The 21,039-nt window shown below is 65.1% G+C and carries 21 protein-coding genes; 13 read left to right on the forward strand and 8 right to left on the reverse strand.

Annotated elements, in window-relative coordinates; all coding sequences use genetic code 11:
- Positions 1-1,146: an ABC transporter substrate-binding protein gene (locus A5701_RS01015; protein WP_067747583.1), complete on the forward strand. Its 1,146-nt coding sequence runs from the start codon at positions 1-3 to the stop codon at positions 1,144-1,146.
- Here A5701_RS01015 and A5701_RS01020 read toward each other — a convergent pair.
- Positions 1,138-2,196: a dihydrodipicolinate synthase gene (locus A5701_RS01020; protein ID WP_067747585.1), complete on the reverse strand. Its 1,059-nt coding sequence runs from the start codon at positions 2,194-2,196 to the stop codon at positions 1,138-1,140. The genes A5701_RS01015 and A5701_RS01020 overlap by 9 nt on opposite strands.
- A gap of 198 nt (positions 2,197-2,394) precedes the next feature.
- On the opposite strand from A5701_RS01020, the gene A5701_RS01025 reads away from it, so the two are divergent.
- The 3 genes from A5701_RS01025 to A5701_RS01035 are packed head-to-tail and all read left to right on the forward strand — an operon-like array spanning position 2,395 to position 5,603.
- Positions 2,395-3,561: a cytochrome P450 gene (locus A5701_RS01025; protein WP_231969221.1), complete on the forward strand. Its 1,167-nt coding sequence runs from the start codon at positions 2,395-2,397 to the stop codon at positions 3,559-3,561.
- A gap of 15 nt (positions 3,562-3,576) precedes the next feature.
- Positions 3,577-4,659, forward strand: coding sequence for a dihydrodipicolinate reductase (locus A5701_RS01030; RefSeq protein ID WP_067747588.1), 1,083 nt, complete (start codon positions 3,577-3,579; stop codon positions 4,657-4,659).
- Between the two features lie 32 nt (positions 4,660-4,691).
- Positions 4,692-5,603, forward strand: coding sequence for an SDR family NAD(P)-dependent oxidoreductase (locus A5701_RS01035; RefSeq protein WP_231969219.1), 912 nt, complete (start codon positions 4,692-4,694; stop codon positions 5,601-5,603).
- Positions 5,604-5,663: 60 nt separating this feature from the next.
- Here the strand turns inward: A5701_RS01035 and A5701_RS01040 are convergent, their stop codons facing one another.
- From A5701_RS01040 to A5701_RS01050, 3 genes are all read right to left on the reverse strand, one after another.
- Positions 5,664-6,701, reverse strand: a complete 1,038-nt coding sequence (locus A5701_RS01040) for a dihydrodipicolinate reductase (RefSeq protein WP_067747591.1) — start codon at positions 6,699-6,701, stop codon at positions 5,664-5,666.
- Between the two features lie 104 nt (positions 6,702-6,805).
- Positions 6,806-7,609 (reverse strand): SDR family NAD(P)-dependent oxidoreductase, encoded by an 804-nt coding sequence (locus A5701_RS01045; protein ID WP_067747595.1) that lies wholly within the window; start codon positions 7,607-7,609, stop codon positions 6,806-6,808.
- Positions 7,610-7,639: 30 nt separating this feature from the next.
- Complete coding sequence (locus tag A5701_RS01050; RefSeq protein WP_067747597.1) at positions 7,640-8,398, reverse strand: SDR family oxidoreductase; 759 nt, start codon at positions 8,396-8,398, stop codon at positions 7,640-7,642.
- 121 nt (positions 8,399-8,519) lie between these two features.
- Between A5701_RS01050 and A5701_RS01055 the strand changes: the two genes are divergently transcribed.
- From A5701_RS01055 to A5701_RS01065, 3 genes are all read left to right on the forward strand, one after another.
- The gene (locus A5701_RS01055) at positions 8,520-9,362 is read left to right on the forward strand and encodes an SDR family NAD(P)-dependent oxidoreductase (protein WP_067747599.1); all 843 of its coding nucleotides are present in this window, start codon (positions 8,520-8,522) and stop codon (positions 9,360-9,362) included.
- A 99-nt stretch (positions 9,363-9,461) separates the two neighbouring features.
- Positions 9,462-10,526: a spirocyclase AveC family protein gene (locus A5701_RS01060; RefSeq protein WP_067747601.1), complete on the forward strand. Its 1,065-nt coding sequence runs from the start codon at positions 9,462-9,464 to the stop codon at positions 10,524-10,526.
- A gap of 88 nt (positions 10,527-10,614) precedes the next feature.
- Positions 10,615-11,376, forward strand: a complete 762-nt coding sequence (locus A5701_RS01065; protein ID WP_067747603.1) for an alpha/beta fold hydrolase — start codon at positions 10,615-10,617, stop codon at positions 11,374-11,376.
- On the opposite strand, the gene A5701_RS01070 is transcribed toward A5701_RS01065, so the two are convergent.
- A complete protein-coding gene (locus tag A5701_RS01070; RefSeq protein ID WP_067747605.1) occupies positions 11,311-12,123 on the reverse strand; it encodes a mycofactocin-coupled SDR family oxidoreductase in 813 nt (270 codons plus the stop codon). The two genes, A5701_RS01065 and A5701_RS01070, sit on opposite strands and share 66 nt — an antisense overlap.
- A gap of 108 nt (positions 12,124-12,231) precedes the next feature.
- On the opposite strand from A5701_RS01070, the gene A5701_RS01075 reads away from it, so the two are divergent.
- The gene (locus A5701_RS01075) at positions 12,232-13,014 is read left to right on the forward strand and encodes an SDR family NAD(P)-dependent oxidoreductase (RefSeq protein WP_067747607.1); all 783 of its coding nucleotides are present in this window, start codon (positions 12,232-12,234) and stop codon (positions 13,012-13,014) included.
- Here A5701_RS01075 and A5701_RS01080 read toward each other — a convergent pair.
- Positions 13,011-14,090, reverse strand: coding sequence for a dihydrodipicolinate reductase (locus tag A5701_RS01080; RefSeq protein ID WP_067747609.1), 1,080 nt, complete (start codon positions 14,088-14,090; stop codon positions 13,011-13,013). The two genes, A5701_RS01075 and A5701_RS01080, sit on opposite strands and share 4 nt — an antisense overlap.
- A 30-nt stretch (positions 14,091-14,120) precedes the next feature.
- The gene (locus tag A5701_RS01085) at positions 14,121-14,909 is read right to left on the reverse strand and encodes an SDR family NAD(P)-dependent oxidoreductase (RefSeq protein ID WP_067747611.1); all 789 of its coding nucleotides are present in this window, start codon (positions 14,907-14,909) and stop codon (positions 14,121-14,123) included.
- A 111-nt stretch (positions 14,910-15,020) separates the two neighbouring features.
- Here A5701_RS01085 and A5701_RS01090 point away from each other — a divergent pair, with 111 nt between their 5' ends.
- The gene (locus A5701_RS01090; RefSeq protein ID WP_067747613.1) at positions 15,021-15,461 is read left to right on the forward strand and encodes a VOC family protein; all 441 of its coding nucleotides are present in this window, start codon (positions 15,021-15,023) and stop codon (positions 15,459-15,461) included.
- Here the strand turns inward: A5701_RS01090 and A5701_RS01095 are convergent.
- On the reverse strand, positions 15,451-17,070 hold the full coding sequence (locus tag A5701_RS01095) for a class I adenylate-forming enzyme family protein (protein ID WP_067747614.1): 1,620 nt from the start codon (positions 17,068-17,070) through the stop codon (positions 15,451-15,453). The genes A5701_RS01090 and A5701_RS01095 overlap by 11 nt on opposite strands.
- A 113-nt stretch (positions 17,071-17,183) precedes the next feature.
- Here A5701_RS01095 and A5701_RS01100 point away from each other — a divergent pair, with 113 nt between their 5' ends.
- The 4 genes from A5701_RS01100 to A5701_RS01115 all read left to right on the forward strand — a co-directional run bounded on the left by A5701_RS01100 (position 17,184) and on the right by A5701_RS01115 (position 20,861).
- Positions 17,184-17,714, forward strand: coding sequence for a nuclear transport factor 2 family protein (locus A5701_RS01100; protein ID WP_067747662.1), 531 nt, complete (start codon positions 17,184-17,186; stop codon positions 17,712-17,714).
- 134 nt (positions 17,715-17,848) lie between these two features.
- The gene (locus A5701_RS01105) at positions 17,849-19,081 is read left to right on the forward strand and encodes a CaiB/BaiF CoA-transferase family protein (RefSeq protein ID WP_067747616.1); all 1,233 of its coding nucleotides are present in this window, start codon (positions 17,849-17,851) and stop codon (positions 19,079-19,081) included.
- Entirely contained in the window at positions 19,078-20,316 is a 1,239-nt protein-coding gene (locus A5701_RS01110) for a cytochrome P450 (protein ID WP_067747618.1), read from the forward strand. The genes A5701_RS01105 and A5701_RS01110 overlap by 4 nt, the downstream gene beginning before the upstream one ends.
- Positions 20,313-20,861 carry a hypothetical protein gene (locus A5701_RS01115; RefSeq protein WP_067747620.1) on the forward strand — a complete coding sequence of 183 codons (549 nt, stop codon included), beginning with the start codon at positions 20,313-20,315 and terminating at the stop codon, positions 20,859-20,861. The genes A5701_RS01110 and A5701_RS01115 overlap by 4 nt, the downstream gene beginning before the upstream one ends.
- Positions 20,862-21,039 lie beyond the last annotated feature (178 nt).

The raw sequence follows: 21,039 nt of genomic DNA on the forward strand, positions 1-21,039 counted from the left end.
ATGGCAGACGACGGCGTTCGCGCGTACGGTTCGGTCGCTCCCCTGAAAGTCGGCTTGCTCAACGATTATCCGACTTCCGGCGACACGGACAACGACAGCATCGACGCCCTGCGGCTGGTGATGGATGAAGCGTTGTCCTCCGGGCTGATCGACCGGCCGATCGAACTCGTCACCCGAAACGTGGTGGGCTTGCCGAACGGCACCTACCTCGCGGTCGAACGTGCCTTCGACGAGCTGGTCGCGGAGGGATGTCTGGCCATCTACGGGCCGTGGGTATCGGACAACGTGGTGCCGCTGCGCTCCCATGTCGAGGCCACGGCTCGCGTTCCGATCGTCACCCTGTCGGGGTCCGAGGGTGCGCTCGGAGAGTGGTGCTTTGCGCTGAACAACGGCTCGATGGCCGAGGAGCCGGTGATGCTGGCGGCGGTGATGATCGGGGACGGGCGGTCGAGGATCGCGATCGCCTATGAGTCGTCACTGATCGGAAAGGAGTACCTCGCCTTCGCCGAACGAGCCTACGACGCCGCCGGCTTGAAGGTCGTTGCGACCGTGGCAATTCCGCAGGTGGAGGCCGACAAGGCCAAAGCGGTCGCCGCGCTGAGTGCGTCGGAGCCCGACGCGTTGGTGCACGTCGGGTTCGGGCATGGCCTGTGGGGGTTCACGGACGCGCTGCTGGCCGCCGGCTGGGACCCCCCGCGGTACACGACGACGGCCTTCGAAATGGCGCACATCAACGCGGAATGGAGGCGGCAGTTGTCCGGCTGGATCGGCCTGGACAGCTACGACGAGCGCAACACCGTCGGTCAGGCCTTCCTGGACCGCTTTGAAGCCAGATACGGTCGTCGGCCTGGTCATTCGATGCCGGGCCTGTCGCACGACGCGGCGACCGTGATCGTGCGCGGCCTCGCGGCGGCACGCCCGCTCACCGGGGAGGGAGTGAAGAACGGGCTCGAGCAGGTCAAGCTGATCCCGTCGGCCAGCGGCGCTCCCGGGACGTTCCTGCGGTTCGGTCGGTTCATCCGGCAGGGCTGGATGGGATCCGACTATCTCATTGCCCGCAGGGTGCTGCCGGACGGCAGTGCGCATGTCTTCCACGCGGCGCCGAGCGACCACATTGCCCGCGCGGTCGCGCGCGCCTCACGCTAGTTGGATCGCGCCGAATACCGCCGCGGTCACGATGCCGGGCGGTTGGGCGAGCACATACGGAATCGCGCGAATCGCGCCCATCGCGATCATCAGGTGGCCCGGCATGGCGTGCTGACCGGGTTGCGCCGTGCCGTCGAATCCCACGTCGAGCTGGAGTTCGAAGCTCGGCTCGCCTTTGATGACCGCGCGGATGAGGGGCGCCTTCTCGCCGGGCGCCAGCGGCGCCATGCCCCACTGGGGGAGGTCGCGGGTGAGGACCCACTCCTCGTGAATGGCCAGCAGCGGACGGCCCGACCAGTGCCCGACCCAGGAAAACCTCTGCCCGACAACCGTTCCCGCCTCGATAGTGCCGGCGGGTACCTCGATGTCGTGCGGCAGGGTGGTGGCGTCGACCGCCACGTCGATGCGCGACAGGGTGATCCCGAGGACGTCGGCCGTGGCGTTGAGCGCCTGGCGGTACGCCATATCGAGCTTCTTGATGATCGGGGAATCGATGCTGACGTCTTCCGGCGGTCTCCCCATGCCCATCAGGTCGACCAGCATCGGCCGGCTGTCCACGGCCGAAACGTCAGTTGCCTCATAGAGGTCGATCCGGTCGATCGTCTTGCTCAGCCCCGTCACCGTGGCGACCAGTCGCTCGAACATGAACCCGGGGTTCTCGCCGGCAGCATGGAAACGCGACTCACCTTGTCGGCACGCCTCGACGAACGCGGACTCCGTTTCCGCCCCATAGGTCGGCAAATGGTTATACGACGTCGTAGTGATGACGGTGCTACCCGAGGCGAGTAGGCGGCAGATGTCCTCGGCGTTCGTTTCGATCGCGTGTGCTTTGCTGGCCGTGTGCACGACGACGTCGGCGCCCAGTGCGACGATCGCGTCCTTGTCCGCCGTCGCGATCACGCCGGTCGTCGGCGGGAGACCACACAGCGCGCCCGCATCGAGTCCTGTCTTCGCCGGGTCGTAGACCAGGACCCCCACCAGTTGATAACGGGGATTCTCGATGAGCTCTCGGAGCGCGGCCCGGCCCACGGCGCCGGTCGCCCACTGCACGACTCGAGTAACCAATCGGACGCTCCAGGTTGCGGTTTCGCGATGTAAGCCTTCTGGTTCATTCAACCTACATCATGTAGGTTTGCAACCGACAATATGTAGGTTGACGGGCTTATGAGGTGGCACGTGGTGGAGTCGAGGGTTGACGACGACATCGAGCAGCGCATCCGCGAGGCGCAGGAGAAGTTCAACGCCGGCATGGGCGCCGACGGCGACGCGACCCCGTACCCGCTGCTGCGCGAACTGCGGCAGAAGGCGCCCGTTCACCCGGGCTGGCCGGAGATGGGGGTTCCGTGTGACGGACCCGGCGGCAAGAAGACCTTCACCGCGTACTCGTTCGACGCCGTCAAGGCCGTGTTCACCGACAACGTCACGTTCAGCACCCGCGTCTACGAGGATATGGTGCGGCCACTGCAGGGTCCGACGATTCTGGAGATGCAGGAACCCGAGCACGCGACGTACCGCAGGTTGCACGAATTCGCCTTCGCGAAGTCCTCGATGAAGCGCTGGGACACCGAACTCGTCGGGCCCCTCGTGGATCGCACGATCGCGAGGATTCGTGATGACAAGCGTGCCGATCTGGTGGCCGCGGTGTTCATGCCGATCCCGGTCCGGATCATCGCGGCCCTTCTCGGGTTGCCAGAGTCCGACATCGGGGAGTTTCACCGGCTGGCCATCGACCTGCTGGGCTTTCGCGCCGACATGGAGACCGCCATGAAGGCGTCGGCGGAGATGAAGGAGTACTTCATCGGCGTGCTGGCCGACCGGCGCAAGTCGCCGAAGGACGACATGGTGACGATCCTGTCGCGGGCCGAGATCGACGGCGTCAAAATGTCGGACGAGCAAATCTACGGATTCATGCGCAATCTCCTGCCCGCCGGAGCGGAGACCACGTCGCGATCGACAGCGAGCCTCGCGCTGGCCCTGTTGACCCACACCGACCAACTCGACGCGGTTCGCGCCGACCGCACCCTGTTGCCCCAGGCGATCGAGGAGGGCATCCGGTGGGAGACGCCGCTGCTGAATTTCATCCGGGAGGTCACCACTGACACCGAGTTCTTCGGGCTCGACATCCCGAGGGGATCGACGATGATGGTGAACCTGGGCAGCGCCAATCACGACGAGACGCGCTGGCCGGACCCCGAAACCTTCAATATCTTCCGGGAACGCAAGCCGCACATCGGGTTTGGCCACGGTGCGCACTTGTGCCTGGGGATGCATCTGGCCCGGTTGGAGAGCACCAAGTTCTTCAACGCGCTCTTCGACGAATTGCCGGGGTTGCGGCTCGACCCCGACGCCCCGCCGCCCTATGTGAGCGGCACGATGTTCCGTTCACCGCCCCGTCTCGACGTGGTCTGGGATTGATCGGACCAGGCTGACATGACTCGCGTGATCCAATGGGCGACCGGGGTGACCGGAATGATGGCGCTGCGCCACGTGCTGGGCCGCCCAGACCTGGAACTCGTCGCGGTGCGCGTCTACGACCCGGCGAAAGCCGGCGTCGATGCGGGCGCCCTGTGCGGGGCCTCCGAAACGGGGGTGCTCACTTGCGCGGATCGGGATGCCGTGATCGGCACCGACGCCGACGTGGTTCTCTACATGGGCAAGGTGGAAACCGACACGCCCGGCTGCTTCGCCGACGTCTGCGATCTTTTGGCGTCGGGCAAGAGCGTGGTGGCCACCGGTAGCCGGTTCGTGCATCCCCGATCGCTGCACGAATCGCTGGCCGACGCAATCGAGAAGGCCTGTCGTGCGGGCGATTCGTCATTCCTTGGGCTCGGCCTCTACCCGGGCTTCGTCGGCGAGTCGCTGGTGCCCATTCTGTCCCGCCTCACCGAGCGCACCGACCGGATCAACGTACGAGAGGTGCTGAACTACTCGACCTACGCCAGCCACGACCTGATCTTCAACGCGATGGGCTTCGGGCATGCGCCGGACGACACCACCCCGCTGCTGACGAACACCGACTACGCGGCAAGCGCGTGGATCGGCAGCGCGACAATCCTGGCGCAGGCCCTCGGGCTCGAGATTCGGTCCGTCGAGGGTTTCCGCGAAGTCGCCACAACGCCGCGACCCCTGACGGTGGCGGCTGGAGAGATCCCCGCGGGCACGGTCGGGGCGATGCGCTTCGGCGTCGTGGTCGACTGCGGTGAGACCACCCTCGCCGTGGAGCATCTCACCAGGATGGCCGACGACCTGGCGCCCGAATGGCCGACGGAGATTGGCTATCAGGTGGCCTTCGAGGGCAAGCCCAACATGAGTCTTCATCTCGTGATCGGCTCGCATGAGGAGGATCACGCCGAGCAAGGCTGCCTGGCCACCGCCATGCACGCCGTCAACGCCATCCCGGCCGTGGTCGCGGCCGAGCCTGGGCTCTACGACCTTTCGACGATCACCCCGTTCGTCGCCCACTGGACCGAGCGTGGTGCCGCGTCCGCCGCGTCGCCGCCTGCGGGAGGCTGAAATTGGTCTCGTTCACCGATCGGGTCGTCCTGGTGACCGGCGGTGCCCGCGGCCTCGGCGAGGCGTATTGCCATGAAATGGCCCGTCGCGGAGCCGCCTTGGTGGTCCACGACAACGGCGCCGAAACCGACGGAAGTGGAGGCGACCCGAAACCGGCTAATGACGTCGCCGCCGCGATCTGCGCCGCGGGGGGACGGGCGGTGGCGTGCGCCTCGGACGCCAGCGCCGAAGAAGGGGGGCAGGACGCCGTCGACCTGGCCGTCAGCGAATTCGGACGATTGGACGCGATCGTCGCCAACGCCGGCATCATCCACGACGACGCGTTGCCGGAATGGCCGACCGAACGCTTCGAGGCGCTGCTGCGGCACCACGTGTTGGCCGCCTTTCACGTCATCCGACCGGGTTTCGCGGTGATGCGGGACGCCGGATACGGGCGACTGGTGTTCGTTTCCTCCGCAGCGGGGGTTTTCGGGCAGCCGGGCTTGACCGGATACGCCACGGCCAAGACGGGGATGCTCGGGTTGATGAACGTCGCGGCGCTCGAGGGTGCGGCGCACGGCATACACGCCAACGCCATCATGCCGATGGGCGACACGCGAATGGCCATGGCAATGATGGGGGAGGCCGGCCGCACGGCCGATGCTCGGGCCTTCCTGCAGACGCTGCGGCTCGATCAAGTGGCACCGGTCGTTGCCTACCTCGCGAGCGAGAGCTGCATCCTGACACAAAAGGTCCTGAGCGCTTTCCGTGGACGGGTGGCCGCTTTGCAGATCGGTGTGACCCGTGGCTGGTTCGCCGCCGACGGTGCCTTCGACGCCGAGGGCGTGGCGGCCAATCTCGACCGTATCCTCGACCCATCAGATATCTTCGTGCCCGGCAGTATCTTCGACGAAATGGAATATGTTTTCGCGACGGTTCCTTCTGAGTCGCAGCCGAATTCCTGACCGAACCGATGCCTTGGCGCAATGATCTTTGGTGTGCGGCTGCGCCGGGCCGGCCCGATGTCAATCCTTGATGACTGTGGGTCCATCACCGAAACCGGTGTAACTGCGTATCAGCGGCAGGTCCGCCATGGTGGCGAAACCCGCGGGGGCGGCACATATCGCCGGTATGGCGTTGACGACCTGTAGCGCAACCGCGACAAGACCCGCCCGGACGTGTTCGGCGACCGACGCCGGCCGCGAGTAGCTGGCCAGGCAGAAGAAGTGCACGCGCATGGACGGGTCGCCTTCGAGCGTGAGGGTCCAGCCGTCATCCGGTGTGGGCCAGTGCTCCGGATACTCGCCGCCGACGGTCCACAGCGTCTCGAATTCGATGATCGGCTCGCCGCGACGATTCCCGACGAAGTTCCACCGCTGACCGGCTGTCGTGCCGGCGCGAACCCGGTGGTCGAAGATCTCGAAGTCCTTGGTGGCGGGCACTGCGTCAACGGTGACCGTGACATCGTCGATGGCAGCGTTCAACGTGTCGGCGATGAACCAGGTCTGCTGGGTGAACAGGGCGGTGTTGAATGTCAGGAACTCGTTGGCCGTCGGGGTGATGTCCTCGGTCGGTCGTCCGAACCACATTCCGTCGAAGGTTATTTCGGTGCTCTCCCAGAGCGACCAGTCTGCGCGCTCCTGCAGACTGAACCTGTCAATCGAGCGACTCATACCCGACAGCGCGAGCGGCAAAACGCCAGATAGGTTGCCCGGGTTGAGACCGCTCGCGTGGATCGTGCTGTTGCCCTTGCGGCAGGCCGCCAGCAGCCGTCGACGGTCCGCATCGCCGATGCGCTGGGGGTGGAAAAGGAACGCGACGGTCGCAACGTTCTTGCCGCTCTCCAGCAGCGCGCACACGTCGTCGAGACTGGTGAACGACGGCGCGTAGAGCACGAGGTCGGCCTCGATCGCGAGAATGTCCGCGACATCGGTGGTTGCGTTGACGCCGACGGGGTTCCGGCCCACCAGCGTCCCGACGTCGACGCCGTTCTTTGAATCGGAGTAGACCCGCGCTCCCACCAGCTCGAGGTCGGCCCGGTAGTCGAGGATGGTCTTGATCATCTCGGTGCCTACGGCACCGGTTGCCCACTGAATGACTCGCAGACGCCGGGAATTCACGGTCAAGTCTCCACTCCCTTCAGAGCCGGATGGGTGGGCGAGGAGGGTCAGATGAAGTCCGATCCGCCGTCGACGTTGACGGTCGCACCCGTCACATAGCCGTTGCGTCGCGACGCCAGATACGTGGTGATGGAGGCGATCTCCTCCGGCAGCCCGGCGCGACCGATATCGCATGGATGGCCGAAGGTCTTCTCGACCCAGCTCATCACGTCCCTGGGATCCGACGAGTCGAGCCCGTCTGCCGCGAGCGCATCCCGCAGAACCTCGGTAAAGCTTGCCGTCACAATGGTTCCCGGACAGACGCAGTTCACAAGAATGCCCTCGGCTCCAAGGCTTTTCGACAAGTTCTTGGTGAAGCTGGACAGCGCCGATTTCGCTGCCGTGTAGGCGACCAGCCGCGGGCTTTGTCGCTGGATGGAGTGCGCGGAGAGGGTGACGATGCGGGCCCACTCGGCTGATCGCAGCATCGGCAGCGCGGCCCGCACGGATCGCACCGCGGACAGGGTGCCGAGATCGAATGCGGCGTGCCAGTCGTCGTCGTTCAGATCGTCGAACGCGCCCGCGTTCGGACCCACGGTGTGCACCAGGACGTTCAGGGTGTCCCACGAATGACCAATGCAGGCAAAGCCCGAAGTGATGGAATCGCCATCGGACATGTCGACGCTGACGGTGAGTACTTCGGGTGCCCCCGCGGCGCGGATTCGCCTGGCGGCCGAATCCAGCGCCGCCCGACCGCGCGCCATGATCGCCACGGAGGCGCCTTCCGCCGCGAGACTCTCGGCGATCGCCAGCCCCATTCCCTTACTGCCGCCGGTTACGACCGCCGTCGCGCCCTCAAAACCAAGATCCATTCAGTCATCCGCCCTTCGCGGTTCGTAGTATCACCGAGTCTTGGTGATCCGCGGGGCAAGATGCACGATCTCGCTGACGACGGTGGGGTTCGCGCGTGAGATGGCGATCAGGGACAGCATGGCGTTGGCCACGTCGTCCACCGTGGACATTTCCTCAGGAATCTGGCCCGCCCGCGCCCAGGCCCGGTATAGATCGGCCAGCAGATCCCGGTCGGCGCCGCGCAGGATCTCGGTGTCACAGGTCGGGCCAACGCTAACCCGGATCACGGCCAGTTCGGGATGCTCGGCGCGCCAGGATCGCAAGATCTCGTCTAGCGCGGCCTTGCTCGCGTGGTAGGCGGCCACGCCGGCGCGGGGGCGACCGACGTCATGGCTGGATGCGACGATGACCGTGGCGTCGTCGGTCAAGTGGGGAAGGGCCGCCCGAAGCACGTGGGAGGCGCCGACGGCATTGACGGCGTAGGAATGCAGCCAGGTTTCCACATCGGTGTCTTCGATCAGCACGAAGGGCACCACGGCGCTGGTGAACACCACCGCGTCGAGCTTGCCCAGGTTCGCGGCGACCTCGGCGACGACGGTCTCCACCGCGCGCGGGTCCGAAACGTCCAACTCGTGGGCCGATCCGTGCAGCCGATCGGCCAGGTCCGACAGCAGCTCCACCCGCCGTGCGGCGAGCGCGACGCGAGCCCCCCTGGAGTGGGCGGCAATTGCCAACGCCTGTCCAATGCCGGAGGACGCCCCGATGATCAGCATCCGCGTCCCCGCGATGTTGGAGTGCCGGTCGCTCATAGCCCGCTTTCCTCTGGCCGAATCCGTAACTGAAGGTTAGCCGCTATTCTCGCATGCGAGAATCGATATTCTCGTCGCGGCCGGATCATTTGCGCTTCGGCGACGCAAAACAGGAGGCGGAATGATCGACTTCAACGACAAGGTGGTGCTTGTCACCGGCGGTGGCGCGGGCATCGGGCGCGCCACGGCGCTGGCCTTTGCCGGCCTGGGTGCGTCGGTCGTCGTACTCGAGGTCGACCCGGCGCGGTCGCAGGACCTGCGCAGCGAACTCGGCGATCGGGCGCTCGTGGTGACGGGCGATGCGACCGTCGCGGCCGACGTGTCGGCGCTCGCCGATGCCATCGGCAGCCGCTACGGGCGCCTCGACGCGCTGGTGAACAACGTCGGTCACTTCATGACGCGGCCGACACCTTTCGAGCGGCTCACCGACGAGCAGATCGACGACATATATCGGGTGAATCTCAAGCACATCTTTCTGGTCAGCCGGGCCATGCTGCCGCTGCTGCGTGCCGCCGCCGGCGGCGCGAGCATCACGAACGTCTCGTCGATCGAGGGCTTCCGGGGTATACCGCACTTCGCGGTATACGGAGCCTTCAAGGCGGCGGTGACCGGCTTTACCATGAGCCTCGCCCTCGAGCTTGGCCCGGAGGGCATCCGGGTGAATGCCGTGGCGCCGGAAACCACGGATAGCGCCCAGGTCCCGCTGGACCGCATGATCCACCAATCACAGCGGCACAATATTCCGCGCTGGATTCCGCTGGGCCGCTTCGGAACCCCACAGGACATCGCGGGCTGCGTCTTGTTTCTCGCGAGCCCGCTGGCCGCATGGGTATCGGGGACTGTGGTGCATGCCGATGGCGGTGCGTTGGCCGCCGCGGGGTGGTATCGCGACGACCGTGGCGCGTGGACGAACATGCCCGTCATCAAGGGCAACAGCGCAACACCCGCCGAGGCGGCGGGCTGAAGATGGACCAAGTCGTCCCGAAGTCTTTTTGTCGCTGTCGATAACGCATATTCTCATGGGGCCGGGCTGTAGAGGTTGAAAGGAACATCGGGGTTTGGCATGACGGACGTCGTGGACACCAGCCCCGATTCCGGGTCCTCTCGGCCCATTCGGGTCGGCAGTTCGCCGCCGCTGTCCCGTGCCGGATGGGCGTTGTTCATAGCCGGGTACCTGGTATTCGCGATCGTGACCGTCGCGACGATGCAATCGGGTACGCACGGGGATCCGCGCACCACCAACCCATACCCGGGGCCGGCACCGTATCCGCCGTTCCTCGGGTTCGACGACTGGCCGCTGGTGGTCGCCCTGAGCTCCGTCCCCATGGCCATCGGGCTGATCGCCACGTTGGTGTGGCTCTCGGTAAGACAACGCAAGGTGCATTGGACGGTGGTGATCGCGTTCGCGGGGCTGATCACCGGCGCCCTGGACCCGTTGGCCAACTGGGCGACGTTCGCGATCTTCGACCCGCGGATGTTGCACTTCCCGTTGTCGTGGCCGTACGTGAACATCTCGCCGAACCTGGAACCCGCGCTGTCGTTCCTCGGGGGTTACGCGGCGTACTACTTGTTGACCGGTCTGGGGATTCTGCAGCTGCACAATCGATTCCTCGAGCCCCTGATTCGGCCCATGGGTTGGCTGGCGCGCCATCGGCTTGCCGCGGTCTTTGTCGGCTCGTTCGTGATCGCCTTGCCGCTCAACGGAGTCGTCCAGTTCACCTGGATGAGGTTCGGCATCTTCTACTACACCGAGGCGGTCGGACCGACGCTGCAGATCGGCCACATTCATTTCCCGCTCATCATGGCGGTGTATGACTCGTTCATATTCGCGATGGTGGCGGTGATGTGCGTCCGGGACCAAGGCGGCGAGCTGGTGCTGATAAACCGGATCGCCCGCCGGCTACCGGCGCGACCGCGCCGCGACATGCTGGCGCTGACGCGCCGGCTCCTCGTGTCGGCCTCGGTGGGGCTCGTATCGTTCGCCGTCCCGCTGGTGGTACTGGCGGGGCTGCGGACCGCCGGACTGTCCAAGCCTGCGTACGAACAGAACCCGTACCCGAACATCAAGGTCTACGATCCCTACGGGCATCTCGAGAGGTCGGGCAAACGGGGACCCTTCTACCAGTGAGCCACACCGAACAAGTAGTTCGAACACGCGTCATCGGGTTGCCGTTGGCCGGCCCAGAGCTCGCCACCCGGATCTCGCGGACCCGAGCATGACGCTGTTCGCGCTGCTGCACGGCGGGCTGCATGATGGCTCGTGCTGGGACGGGGTCGCCGTGGAGCTCGCGCGGCGTGGTCACCGGGTCGTTGCGCCGGATCTGCCGGTCGATGATGAGTCGGCGGGTGCCCTGGAATGGGCGCGGGTGGCGATCGACGCGATCGAGGGAGCCCGAGTCGGTGCCGCGTCCCCCGACATGGTCGAGGACGTCGTCGTTGTGGCACATTCGCTGTCGGGGCTGTGCGCACCGGTCATCGCCACGCTCCACCCGGTGCAAAGAATGGTGTTCGTCGGTGGCCTCCTGCCCGTGCCCGGAGAGTCGTTCGCCGACCACCTGGCCGCCAACCCCGATGCGATCTCTTTTCCTGAGCCGCAAGAACAGGGTGAGGGACCGTTCGGCCTGTCTTGGGAGGCGGTGCGGGAAGGCTTCTATCATGACTGCCCAGAAGCGCTGGGGCGCAAAGCGTTCAATGAGTTGCGACACCAATCCTTTACGGTGTTAATCGAACGTTGTCCGATCGACCGCTGGCCCGACACGCCCTCGGACTACGTGCTCATGCGCGATGATCGCGCGGTCGGCGGGTCCTGGGCCCGGCGCAATGCGGCCGGCCGGATCGGCGCTCGGGTCTTCGAGTTGGACGGTGGCCACTCACCGTTTTTCGCCCGACCGGCCGAACTGAGCGCCGTCCTGCTAAGCCTGAGCGACCCCGACATCGACGGAAATCGCCGAAGCCGTGACGAACCGCGATTCGTCTGAGGCCAGCCAAGCAACGGCGTTCGCGATGTCCTCAGGCATCGTCACGGCAGTGGGGATGAGTTGCTTGCTGAAGCCGTACTGGGGATGCGAATACGACTCCGCCGCCTCCTGCATCGCTTCGATCATCCGCCCGCTACCCATGGGTGTCGCGACCGATCCGGGATGGAGGCTGTTCACCCGGATGTCGTAACGGCCGAGTTCGACCGCGAATGAGCGGGCGAGGCCGGTAACGCCGTGCTTGCTCGCCGTGTACGCCACCATGAAGGGCTCCACTTTCACCCCCGCCACCGATCCGATCAGAATGATCGACCCGCCACGTCCGCCGGCGATGATGTGCTTCGCTCCGGCCATGACCGTGTTCCAGGTCCCGACCAGGTTGACGTTGACCGTGTCCTGAAAATCGCTGGGGGAGACGCGGTCCCAGGGAGCCGGACAACAGATGCCGGCATTGGCGACGATCACGTCAAGCCTGCCGAGTTCGGCAACAGCCTTATCGACGGCGGCACAGAGGGCGTCATGGTCGCGGGTGTCGACGATCGCCGTGACGGCACGTCTGCCATTCGCCACCACGAGGTCGGCGGTTTGCGCCAGATCATCGGGAGTGGCCGAGTCGTAGGGGACGCTCGGCGGCAGCGGTCCGGCGATATCGACGAGGATGGTGTCGGCGCCGTCGGCGCTCAACCTGGCGGCGTGCGCTCGGCCCTGGCCACGGGCGGCACCGGTGATTAGTACAACCTTGCCGCTCATGTCTGCCACACGGGTACGTTACATCACCGCGCTGGTTCTGAGAACTTCCTTTACTCATTAAGGAGAATTAGTATTCTGCTGCCGATACATAAATGGAGGCGGGGTCGCATGGGCGTACTTGACGGTCAGACGGCATTCATCCTGGGGGCGTCAGCCGGAATTGCCCAGGCGAGCGCCAAGCTGCTCGCCGCTGACGGTGCGGCGCTGTACCTTTTGGGGAGATCGAGCAAGCGCCTGGACGCGGCCCGCGACGGCATCCTCGCCGCGGTCCCGGATGCCGAAATTGTCGTCAAGAAGGGCGATCCCGAAGACGAGGGGACCGTCGCGGCGGCCGCCGAGGCGGCCCATGACCTCAAGGGTCGGCTGGACATCGTCGTGGGCACGGTGGCCACCGGCGGCACCGGACCACTGACTGGGCTCGATCTCGAGACCTTCACCAACTTCGTGATGGGCAATCTGCGGTCAAACTTCTTGGCGCTGCGCTACTCGGCACCGCTGATGACGAACGGCGGGTCGATCGTGTTCATCTCTTCGACGTCGTCGAAGATCCCGATGGAGGGCCTTGGGCACTACTCGGCGGGCAAGGCCGCACTCGAGATGATGATCCGGGTCGCGGCATCAGAGTTGGGCCCTAGGGGAATTCGTGTCAATGCCGTCCGGCCCGGCCTGACCGAGGCGGCCACCACGCAGGGCTACATCCACCTGGAAGAGCTGACCAGCAGCTTCCTCGAACGCGTCCCGTTGGGCCGCCTCGGGGTGTCTGACGATATCGCCCCGGGCGTCCGTTACCTGGCGGGACCCGAGTCGAGTTGGATGACCGGGCAGAGCTTTGCGATCGACGGCGGCAACGAGGTAAGGGGCGCTCCCCGCGGGCCGATGTTCACCGTCTAGCTCACATCCACCGCGTTGCGGGGCGCGGTGATCGGCAGATCCAACGACGTGGCGATGCCCGGTGCCGCATCGATGACGTACGGGATTGCGTTGACCACCCGCATGGCCGTCGCCTGCATGGCATCGTCGTTCGCTGACTGCGCCGTCGGTTCGGTACCGAACCGAAGATCGCAGTGGATGTGCGGCTCGCCCTCGATGACGACGCGGTACGTCCCGTGCGGTGCCGACGCCCACTCGGGTGCCAGATCGGGCGCCATGCGGTTGATGTGTTCGATGGTGATCACCGGGTGGCCGTTGACGATTCCGGTCGTCTCGGCCCGCACCGCCCCACAGGTGCCTGCCGGGATCAACCCGCACGCGACGTGGAGGTCGCGTGGTGTGAGCACGCGCTCGTAGCGTTCTGTCACTTCGTCGAGCTCGACGCCAAGAGCTCGTGCCACCAGACCGATAGGTGGTCCCCAGGCGAACCGCTGTGCGCCCTCCAGTTCGAGCAGTGGCCTGAAGTCCAGCGGACGGCCAAAGCCCATCGCGTCGAACATCGAGTACTCGTTGGGGTAGGCCGAGTAGTCGAAGATCTCCTGCGCGCGGACCGACCGGATGGTGTTGGACAAGGTCGACAGCATGACGGCGAACTGATCACCGGCGAATCCCGGTTCGATACCCGAGGTGTAGATGGTGACGCCGCCGGCGAGCGCCGCCGCTCGTACTTGGTCGGCCAGGTCGGGAATCCATCTGTCGGGAAACATCATCCCCGGTGTGTTGGTCGTAACGACATTGATGCCGGCCTTCAGAAATCGGACATAGTCGGGCACCGCGGCCGCATCCATGTCGGCCCCCAAAGCCGCGTAGACCACGCAGTCGGGCTTGAGTCTGATGATGTCGTCCAGGTCGGCAGTGGTCGTCACACCGATAGGGCCCAGCCCGACAACGTCGCCGGCATCGCGACCCGTCTTTTCGGCGCTGTGCACCCATACACCGACCAGATCGAGGTGTGCGCGCCGGTGGATGGCCCGCAACGCGATGCTTCCGACGCCGCCCGTCGATATTACGGCGACGCGTAAAACCTTCTCTGCCATGCTGGTTACTCCTTTGTCGGCTGCGTCTGGCTACAGATCGGGGATGGGCAGAGAGGAATTCGGACCCTGGAGGCCGCCGTCGACAATGAAGGTCGAGTTCGTCGCATAGCAATCGCGGGTGCACAGGTACAACGTCAGCCGGCCGAGGTCCGCGACGTCACCGATACGATGCAGCGGCGTCAGCTCCTTCAGTTTCTCCTCGGACCCAGGCATCAGGTCGAAGCTGGACTGCAGCCCGGTGGTCATGAATGCGCCCAGGGCGATCGCATTGACGCGGATCTTGGGGGCGAGCTCCTGGGCCATGGCGCGGGTCAGGGCTTCGAGTCCACCCTTGGCCACGGAATAGGGCAGTAATCCCCGGATCCCGAATCGGCCCGCTCCCGACGAGATGTTCACGATCGAGCCCCGGCCCACCGCCAGCATGTGCGGCACGACCAACTGGCTCATGATGAAAGCGGAAGTGACGCAATAATCGAAGGTTTCCCGGAGGTTGTCGTCGGTCAGGCGCAGAAATGGGCCGTAAGTTGCGAAACCGACGTTGTTGACCAGGATGTCGATGCGGCCGAACTTGTCGACCGCGGTCTGGACCACGCGCTCGCTGTCGGAGCGTTGTAGCGCGTCGGCGGTGATTGCGAGTCCTTTGCCGCCCGATTCTTCGATGTCCGTGACCGTCCGCTCCACCTCGGACGTCGTACGCGCCGTACCGACCACCGTGGCGCCCGCTTCCGCAAGGACCTTGGCGATACCCTCGCCGACGCCGCGCCCGGCGCCGGTGACAATCGCCACTTGACCGTCTAGGTTGAACTGCTCGAGTGCCACAAAGCGCCTCTCCGCCAGGACGTGTGGGTGTGCAGCCGCGAATCTACCGCAACGAGAATCGATATTTCCGATAATTGAAATCTCTCTTTATGCGCTCGTAGAGTCTTTGGCATGTCACCCCAGCTGCCGCAGTTGCACCACGTTGTGTTCGCCGTCGCTCTTGAGCGCCTCGACCGCGCTGCCGACTACCTGAGCGCTTTGGGCTTTCAGTTCCAGGCTTTCGAGTTAGAGCGCCTTGGTCTGCAGGTTCGCCTCGACTGGGACCGCGGGTTCGAGCTCATCGCCCCGACCGCCGCGGCACCAACGGATGCCGGTACCGCGGCGGACTTTCTCGCGCGCAACGGTGACGGGCTGTTCTCCGTCATCGTACGCACCGCGGATTGTGCCGCGGGCGAGGACATCGCCGCGAGGTACGGCGTGAAGTCCGACTTCCGGCAGCGGCACGAAGGCGACGGATTCGAACTGACCGAAGTCAAATTGGAGCCGTTGTTCGGCATCCCGTTGACCCTGATGACCACGAATATGCCCGACGGGCAACCGGTTAGCTCGTAGCCGAGCGCAACTGTTCGCTGAGTTGCCGCGCCAGCTCCGACTTCTTGACTTTGCCGGTCGCGGTGAACGGAAGGTCTCGCTTGGCGGTGACCCAAATGTGCTTGGGAACCTTGTACGCCGACAGCCGGTCGCGCAGTTGCGCTCGCAAAGACTCGGCGTCGAGTGCGGATTCGCCGCGCGGCACCACCGCAGCCGCGACTACCGTTCCGTGTTCAGCGCTCTCCGCTCCGACCACATATGCCTCGAGCACGCCGTCGCAGTCGGCCAGTGCCAGTTCGACTTCGCTGGGTGTGACGTTGGTGCCCCCACCGGTCTTGATCAGGTCGCCCAACCGTCCGGTGAACTTGATCCAACCGTCGTCGTACTCGATGCCGCAGTCGCCCGTTCGGTAGTAGCCGTCCGACGTGAACACGTCCTCGCGCTCGCACTTGTGCAGCCGCTGCATCAACGAGTATCCGCGAACCCATATTTCGCCGGGCGTGCCAGTGGGCGCCGGCTGTCCCGTGTCGGGGTCGACGATCAGGTGGTGCAGCCCTTCGATTGGTGGGCCGCCGGTTTCGGACCGATCGGGCGTTTGCGGCAGATAGGGATCGACGCCGAGGTGGTTGCCGCACAGCTCGGTCATTCCCAGGCCGCTGGAGCCCTTGGGTTGATGCTGGGGTGGCACCATCGCGGGCATGCTGGTGCGGTGCACCGAACTCAGATCGCGTGCTGAGAAGTCGGGATGCTCGGACAGCGTCTTACCCTGCTGCGGCCAGCCCAGCGCGATGGTCGCGCGGTGTCGCTCCATCAGCTCCAACGCCTCTGCTGCATCGAACGCGGGCTGAGTGATCAGCGTCGCGCCGTGGTGGATCACCGCGTGCAATCCGGTGATCAGCCCGCCCACCCAGAAGAAGGGCATGGACGTGAACATCACGTCGTCGTGGGTGACGGCGTACATGAAGGTGAGGTTGTAGGTGTGGCGGACCAGCGTTCCCTGGGTGTGCACGGGCCCTTTCGGGTCACCGGTGCTGCCCGAGGTGTAGATGATCATCACCTCGTCGGCCGGGGTCACGCACGACTCCACGTCGACGAGGAAGTCGGCGTCGGCGGCCGGCAGCGCGCCGTCGGCGTGGATCCTCGTCGTCCAGGCCCGATCAGACGGTCCCCACACCGCGACAGTCCGTAGGAAGGGGGCCTTGCGGACCATGATGCGCCCTGGCCGGTCCTGACCGGCGAGACCCGGCAGTGCATCTTCCAGCCGGGTCAAAAAGTCGTGATTGCGGAACCGCGGCCACGCCAAGATTGCGTTCAGGTCCGCATGGCGGGCGGTCCAGGCCAGTTCGGAGGCCTTATAGAAGGTGTTGAGCGGAACAGCGACCGCACCGATGCGTGTGGTGGCAAACCACGCCAGTGCCCAGTCGACGCTGTTGGGCATCAGGATTCCGACGTGGTCGCCCTTGCTGATGCCCTGCGCCAACAGGGCGGCGGCCAGGGCGGCCGAACGGCGGTCGAGATCGGCGTAGGACAATCTCCGCCCGTCGGCGATGAGGAACGGCCTGTCGCCGAAACGGGCTGCGCAAAACCTCACCAGTGCAGGGATCGTGGGCAAGATCGTCGGAAAGGGCATGAGCGCAGAATAGTAGCCTTTCCGAAACCGAGAACAGCGGTTCTCATTAGGCGGTGTGAGCCTACAATACCGCGATGGCCACAGGATTGAAGGGTTCGACCGGCGATGACCGGTTGGACCGAGTGGAGTCGAGCCTCGCGATTAGCCAGTTACCCGGCAAGTATGCGATGGCCCTCGATGCCCGTGATCTCGATGCATTGGTGGCGTTGTTCGTCGACGATGTCGACGCGGGCGCCGAGGGGCGCGGCAGGGATGCGTTGAGGCGCTGGTATGACCGCGTGCTCCGACGGTTCTACCGCAGCATCCACCTGATCTGCGGTCACCAGTTCGACTTCGTCGACGCCGATCATGCGACCGGAGCGATTTACTGCCGCGCCGAACACGAGGACGGCGACGGATGGTATGTGATCACGATGCGCTACGACGACGTCTATGAGCGCCGCGACGGCCAGTGGTGCTTCGTCAAGCGGCGGGAGCATCCCTGGTACTCCGTCGATGTCACCGAGCGCCCCGGTCCCGAGTTCATGCGATGGCCGACCGACGTTCGGTTGCGTGCGGCTATGCCCCAACGGATGCCGACCTGGCGGGCCTTTTGGGCCGATGGTGATCCGGGCTTGCCGGGACGGCTGTCGGCGCGTCCGTAAGCACTTCGGCGCTGCCCCGTTGGCGCCGCCGCGGTTTACAAACTCCCTCGAAACTGACATTCTCGAAACGTGTAAACGAGCATTACCGCCGTTTCCCAACTGTTGGTGCGCTCGCACCCGTACTGCCGTGACCCATGGAGGCCGTCATTTCCGTCGACAAAGTACTCAGCGGTGTTCGCGTGCTGGAGGTTGCCGCGTGGACCTTCGTGCCGTCGGCCGGCGCCGTGCTGGCGGAATGGGGTGCCGAGGTCATCAAGGTCGAGCCGCGCGAGGGAGGCGACCCGCAACGCGGCCTCGTGACGATGGGCATCGTCGACGAGGGTGGTGGCGCCGTCAACTACATGATCGAGATACCGAATCGGGGCAAGAAGTCGATCGGCGTCGATCTGAGCACTCCCGGAGGCCAAGACGTCATCCGCAAGCTCGCGGCCACCTGCGACGTGTTCCTCACCAGCTACCTACCAAGCCGCCGCAAGAAGATGGGCATCGACGTCGACGACATCAGGGCCGTCAACCCCAACATCGTCTACGTACGAGGGTCGGGCCACGGCCCGAAGGGACCCGACGCCGACAAGCCCGGCTATGACGGCGTCTCTTACTGGGCGCGCGGCGGCATCGCCGCCATGCTCACCGAGGACGCTGAGGAATTGGTGCGTTCACGACCCGCCTTCGGCGACCTGCTCGGCGGAATGACGATCGCTGGGGGTATCGCGGCAGCGCTGTACCGGAAGGCGACCACCGGTCAGGGATCGGTGGTGGATGTCTCCCTCCTCGGGCTTGCGGCTTGGAACCTCAGCCCCGACATCGCAGTGAGCCAGATTCATGGCGGCGGCGCGGCTCCGAGCTGGCGCCACGCCGACGCGCCCAACCCTTTGGTCGGGACCTACCGCACAAAAGACGATCGCCACGTCCAGCTGATGATGTTGCAACTGGACAAGTTCTATGCGGAAGCGATGCGCGCGATCGGCCTACCCGAACTCGTCGATGATGCGCGATTTGCCGAGGCGGCAACGCGATTCGCCAACCGGGCGGAACTCATCTCGCTGATGGACGAAGCGTTTGCCCAACGCACACTCGTCGAATGGCGTGAGGCGCTCGCAGACCTCTCCGGCGCCTGGGGTGTGGTGCAGACACCGGGGGAGGTCTGCCACGACCCGGCGGTGACCGCGAACGGCTATGTCGCGAAGACCGCGACGATGAGCGGAGCGCCTTACTCGTTGCCCACCAACCCCGTCCAATTCGACGAGACGGCCGTCACCCCTTCGGGGGCGCCCGAGCACGGCCAGCACACCGAGGAGGTGCTGATGGAAGCGGGCCTGGACTGGGACACCATCGAAGCCTACAAAGAGGCCGGAGCGATTCTATGACTCCTACTACGCCATTGCAGGTCTCAGAAGGTAACGTCGAATTCGATCCATTCTCTGAAGATTTCTTCAACGGGGCGTACGACACGTACAGACGCCTGCGCGACAGTGCCCCCGTCTACTACAACCCGAAGTGGGATTTCTGGGCACTGACCCGCTACGACGACGTGGCGCCCGCTACCAAGGACCACGAAACCTATTCGTCGGCAAAGGGTGCGACGCTGGACATGGTTCAGGCGCACGACGACGCGATACCAGTGCCCAAAGTGATCATCTCGATGGACCCACCCGAGCACCAGAAGATGCGCAGGCTGGTGAGCAACGTGTTCACGCCGCGTGCCATCGCGGCGTTGGAAGACATGGTGCGCGAGAAAGTCTACGAACGCATCGACGCGCTCGACCCCTCCTCGTTCGATGTGGTGGCCGATTTCTCGGCGCTGTTCCCGAATGAGGTCATCACCACCATGCTCGGAGTGCCCAAGCAGGACCGCGACCAGATCCGCATTTGGCTGGATCTGCTCCTCGAACGCCACCCGGGTGGGATCGCCACCACCGCCGCAGGCCGGGAAGCGTCGATGAAAACCGGTCTCTACTACTACGACCTCGTGCAGCAGCGCCGCGCCGAACCTCGTGACGACATGATCAGCCGGCTCATCGAAACCGAGATCGAGCGGGACGGTCAGGTGGAGAAGCTCACCGACGTCGATATCACCGGATTCGCGACCATGCTTGGGGGAGCTGGCGCCGAGACGGTGACGAAACTCGTCGGCAACGCCGTGGTCGCCTTCGCCGACTTTCCGGATCAGTGGCAGAAGCTGCGGAATGACCGCAGCAAGGTGCCCGCCGCCGTCGAAGAATTGTTGCGCTATGAGGCGCCCTCGCAGTACCAGGTACGCACCGCCACCCGCGATGTGACCTTGCACGGCAGCACCATTCCCGCGGGCAGCGCAGTCCTGCTCGTCACGGGCTCGGCGACCCGCGACGAACGGATGTTCCCCGATCCCGACCGGCTGGACATCGACCGGGAGCGCAGAATGGGCTTCAACCTCGCCTTCGGGTATGGCGTGCACAGTTGTCTGGGGGCGGCGCTGGCAAGGATGGAGAGCCGCATCGCGCTCGAGGCGCTGCTCGATCTCCTCCCTGACTATGAAGTCGACCGCGGTGGACTGCGGCGGGTGGCGATGGCGAATGTTTGTGGGTGGTCCAATGTGCCCGTACACAGGACGCGCGGAGCATGACCTCCGATCGAGTTGCCCTGCACCACAGGCTGGCCCGCGCAAAATGGGAGACGTACGCAAGAGCCCCGGAGACGAAAAAAATCACATACGGCGATGAGTGGATCTACTCGCCAGACGCCGTAATGGTGTGCCCCCTGTTCAACGGCGGCGCCGATCATGTGATGGCCGACCTCGCCTCCGAGGAGGTGCTCGCGGCCATGCAACGCTACGCGCCCGACGGTGACATGCTTACCTGCGAATTCCGCATGTGGTGGAAGCACATGCCCGACTTTCGAATCGTTACCCCGTTCGACTGCAGGCCCGCCGATTGGGGGTTTGCGGTCCGCGACACCTATGCGGGAACGCTGGCCGACGGGACCGTTCTGCAGCTTCACGAATGGGATTACGTATGGACCAATGACGAGGGCCACATCACTCGTTGGGACTGGTTTGTCGATTCCCGGGAGTGGCACCCCTTCCTCGATCTCATCGGCCTCGATCGCGACAGCCTGACGTATCAGGCGTACACAGAGAACTTCCTGCGTGAAGGCAGCATTGTAGGTTGAGGTTTGGCGCCTTGACCGGCTGTCCAGAACTGATCGGTTCGCCGGTCAGCGCATCGAGAGGCTCGCGCAACGCGTCCTTCGCTGCTTCGGTCACGGGTGTGGGTGAAGTGAGATGCCCTTCATCGCAAAGCAACCCGCGACCCAGATTCTGATCGCGCCGGGTTTTGCGGCGCAATTG

This window comes from Mycobacterium sp. E3305 (assembly GCF_001666785.1).
In the GTDB taxonomy this organism is placed as follows: Bacteria; Actinomycetota; Actinomycetes; order Mycobacteriales; family Mycobacteriaceae; genus Mycobacterium.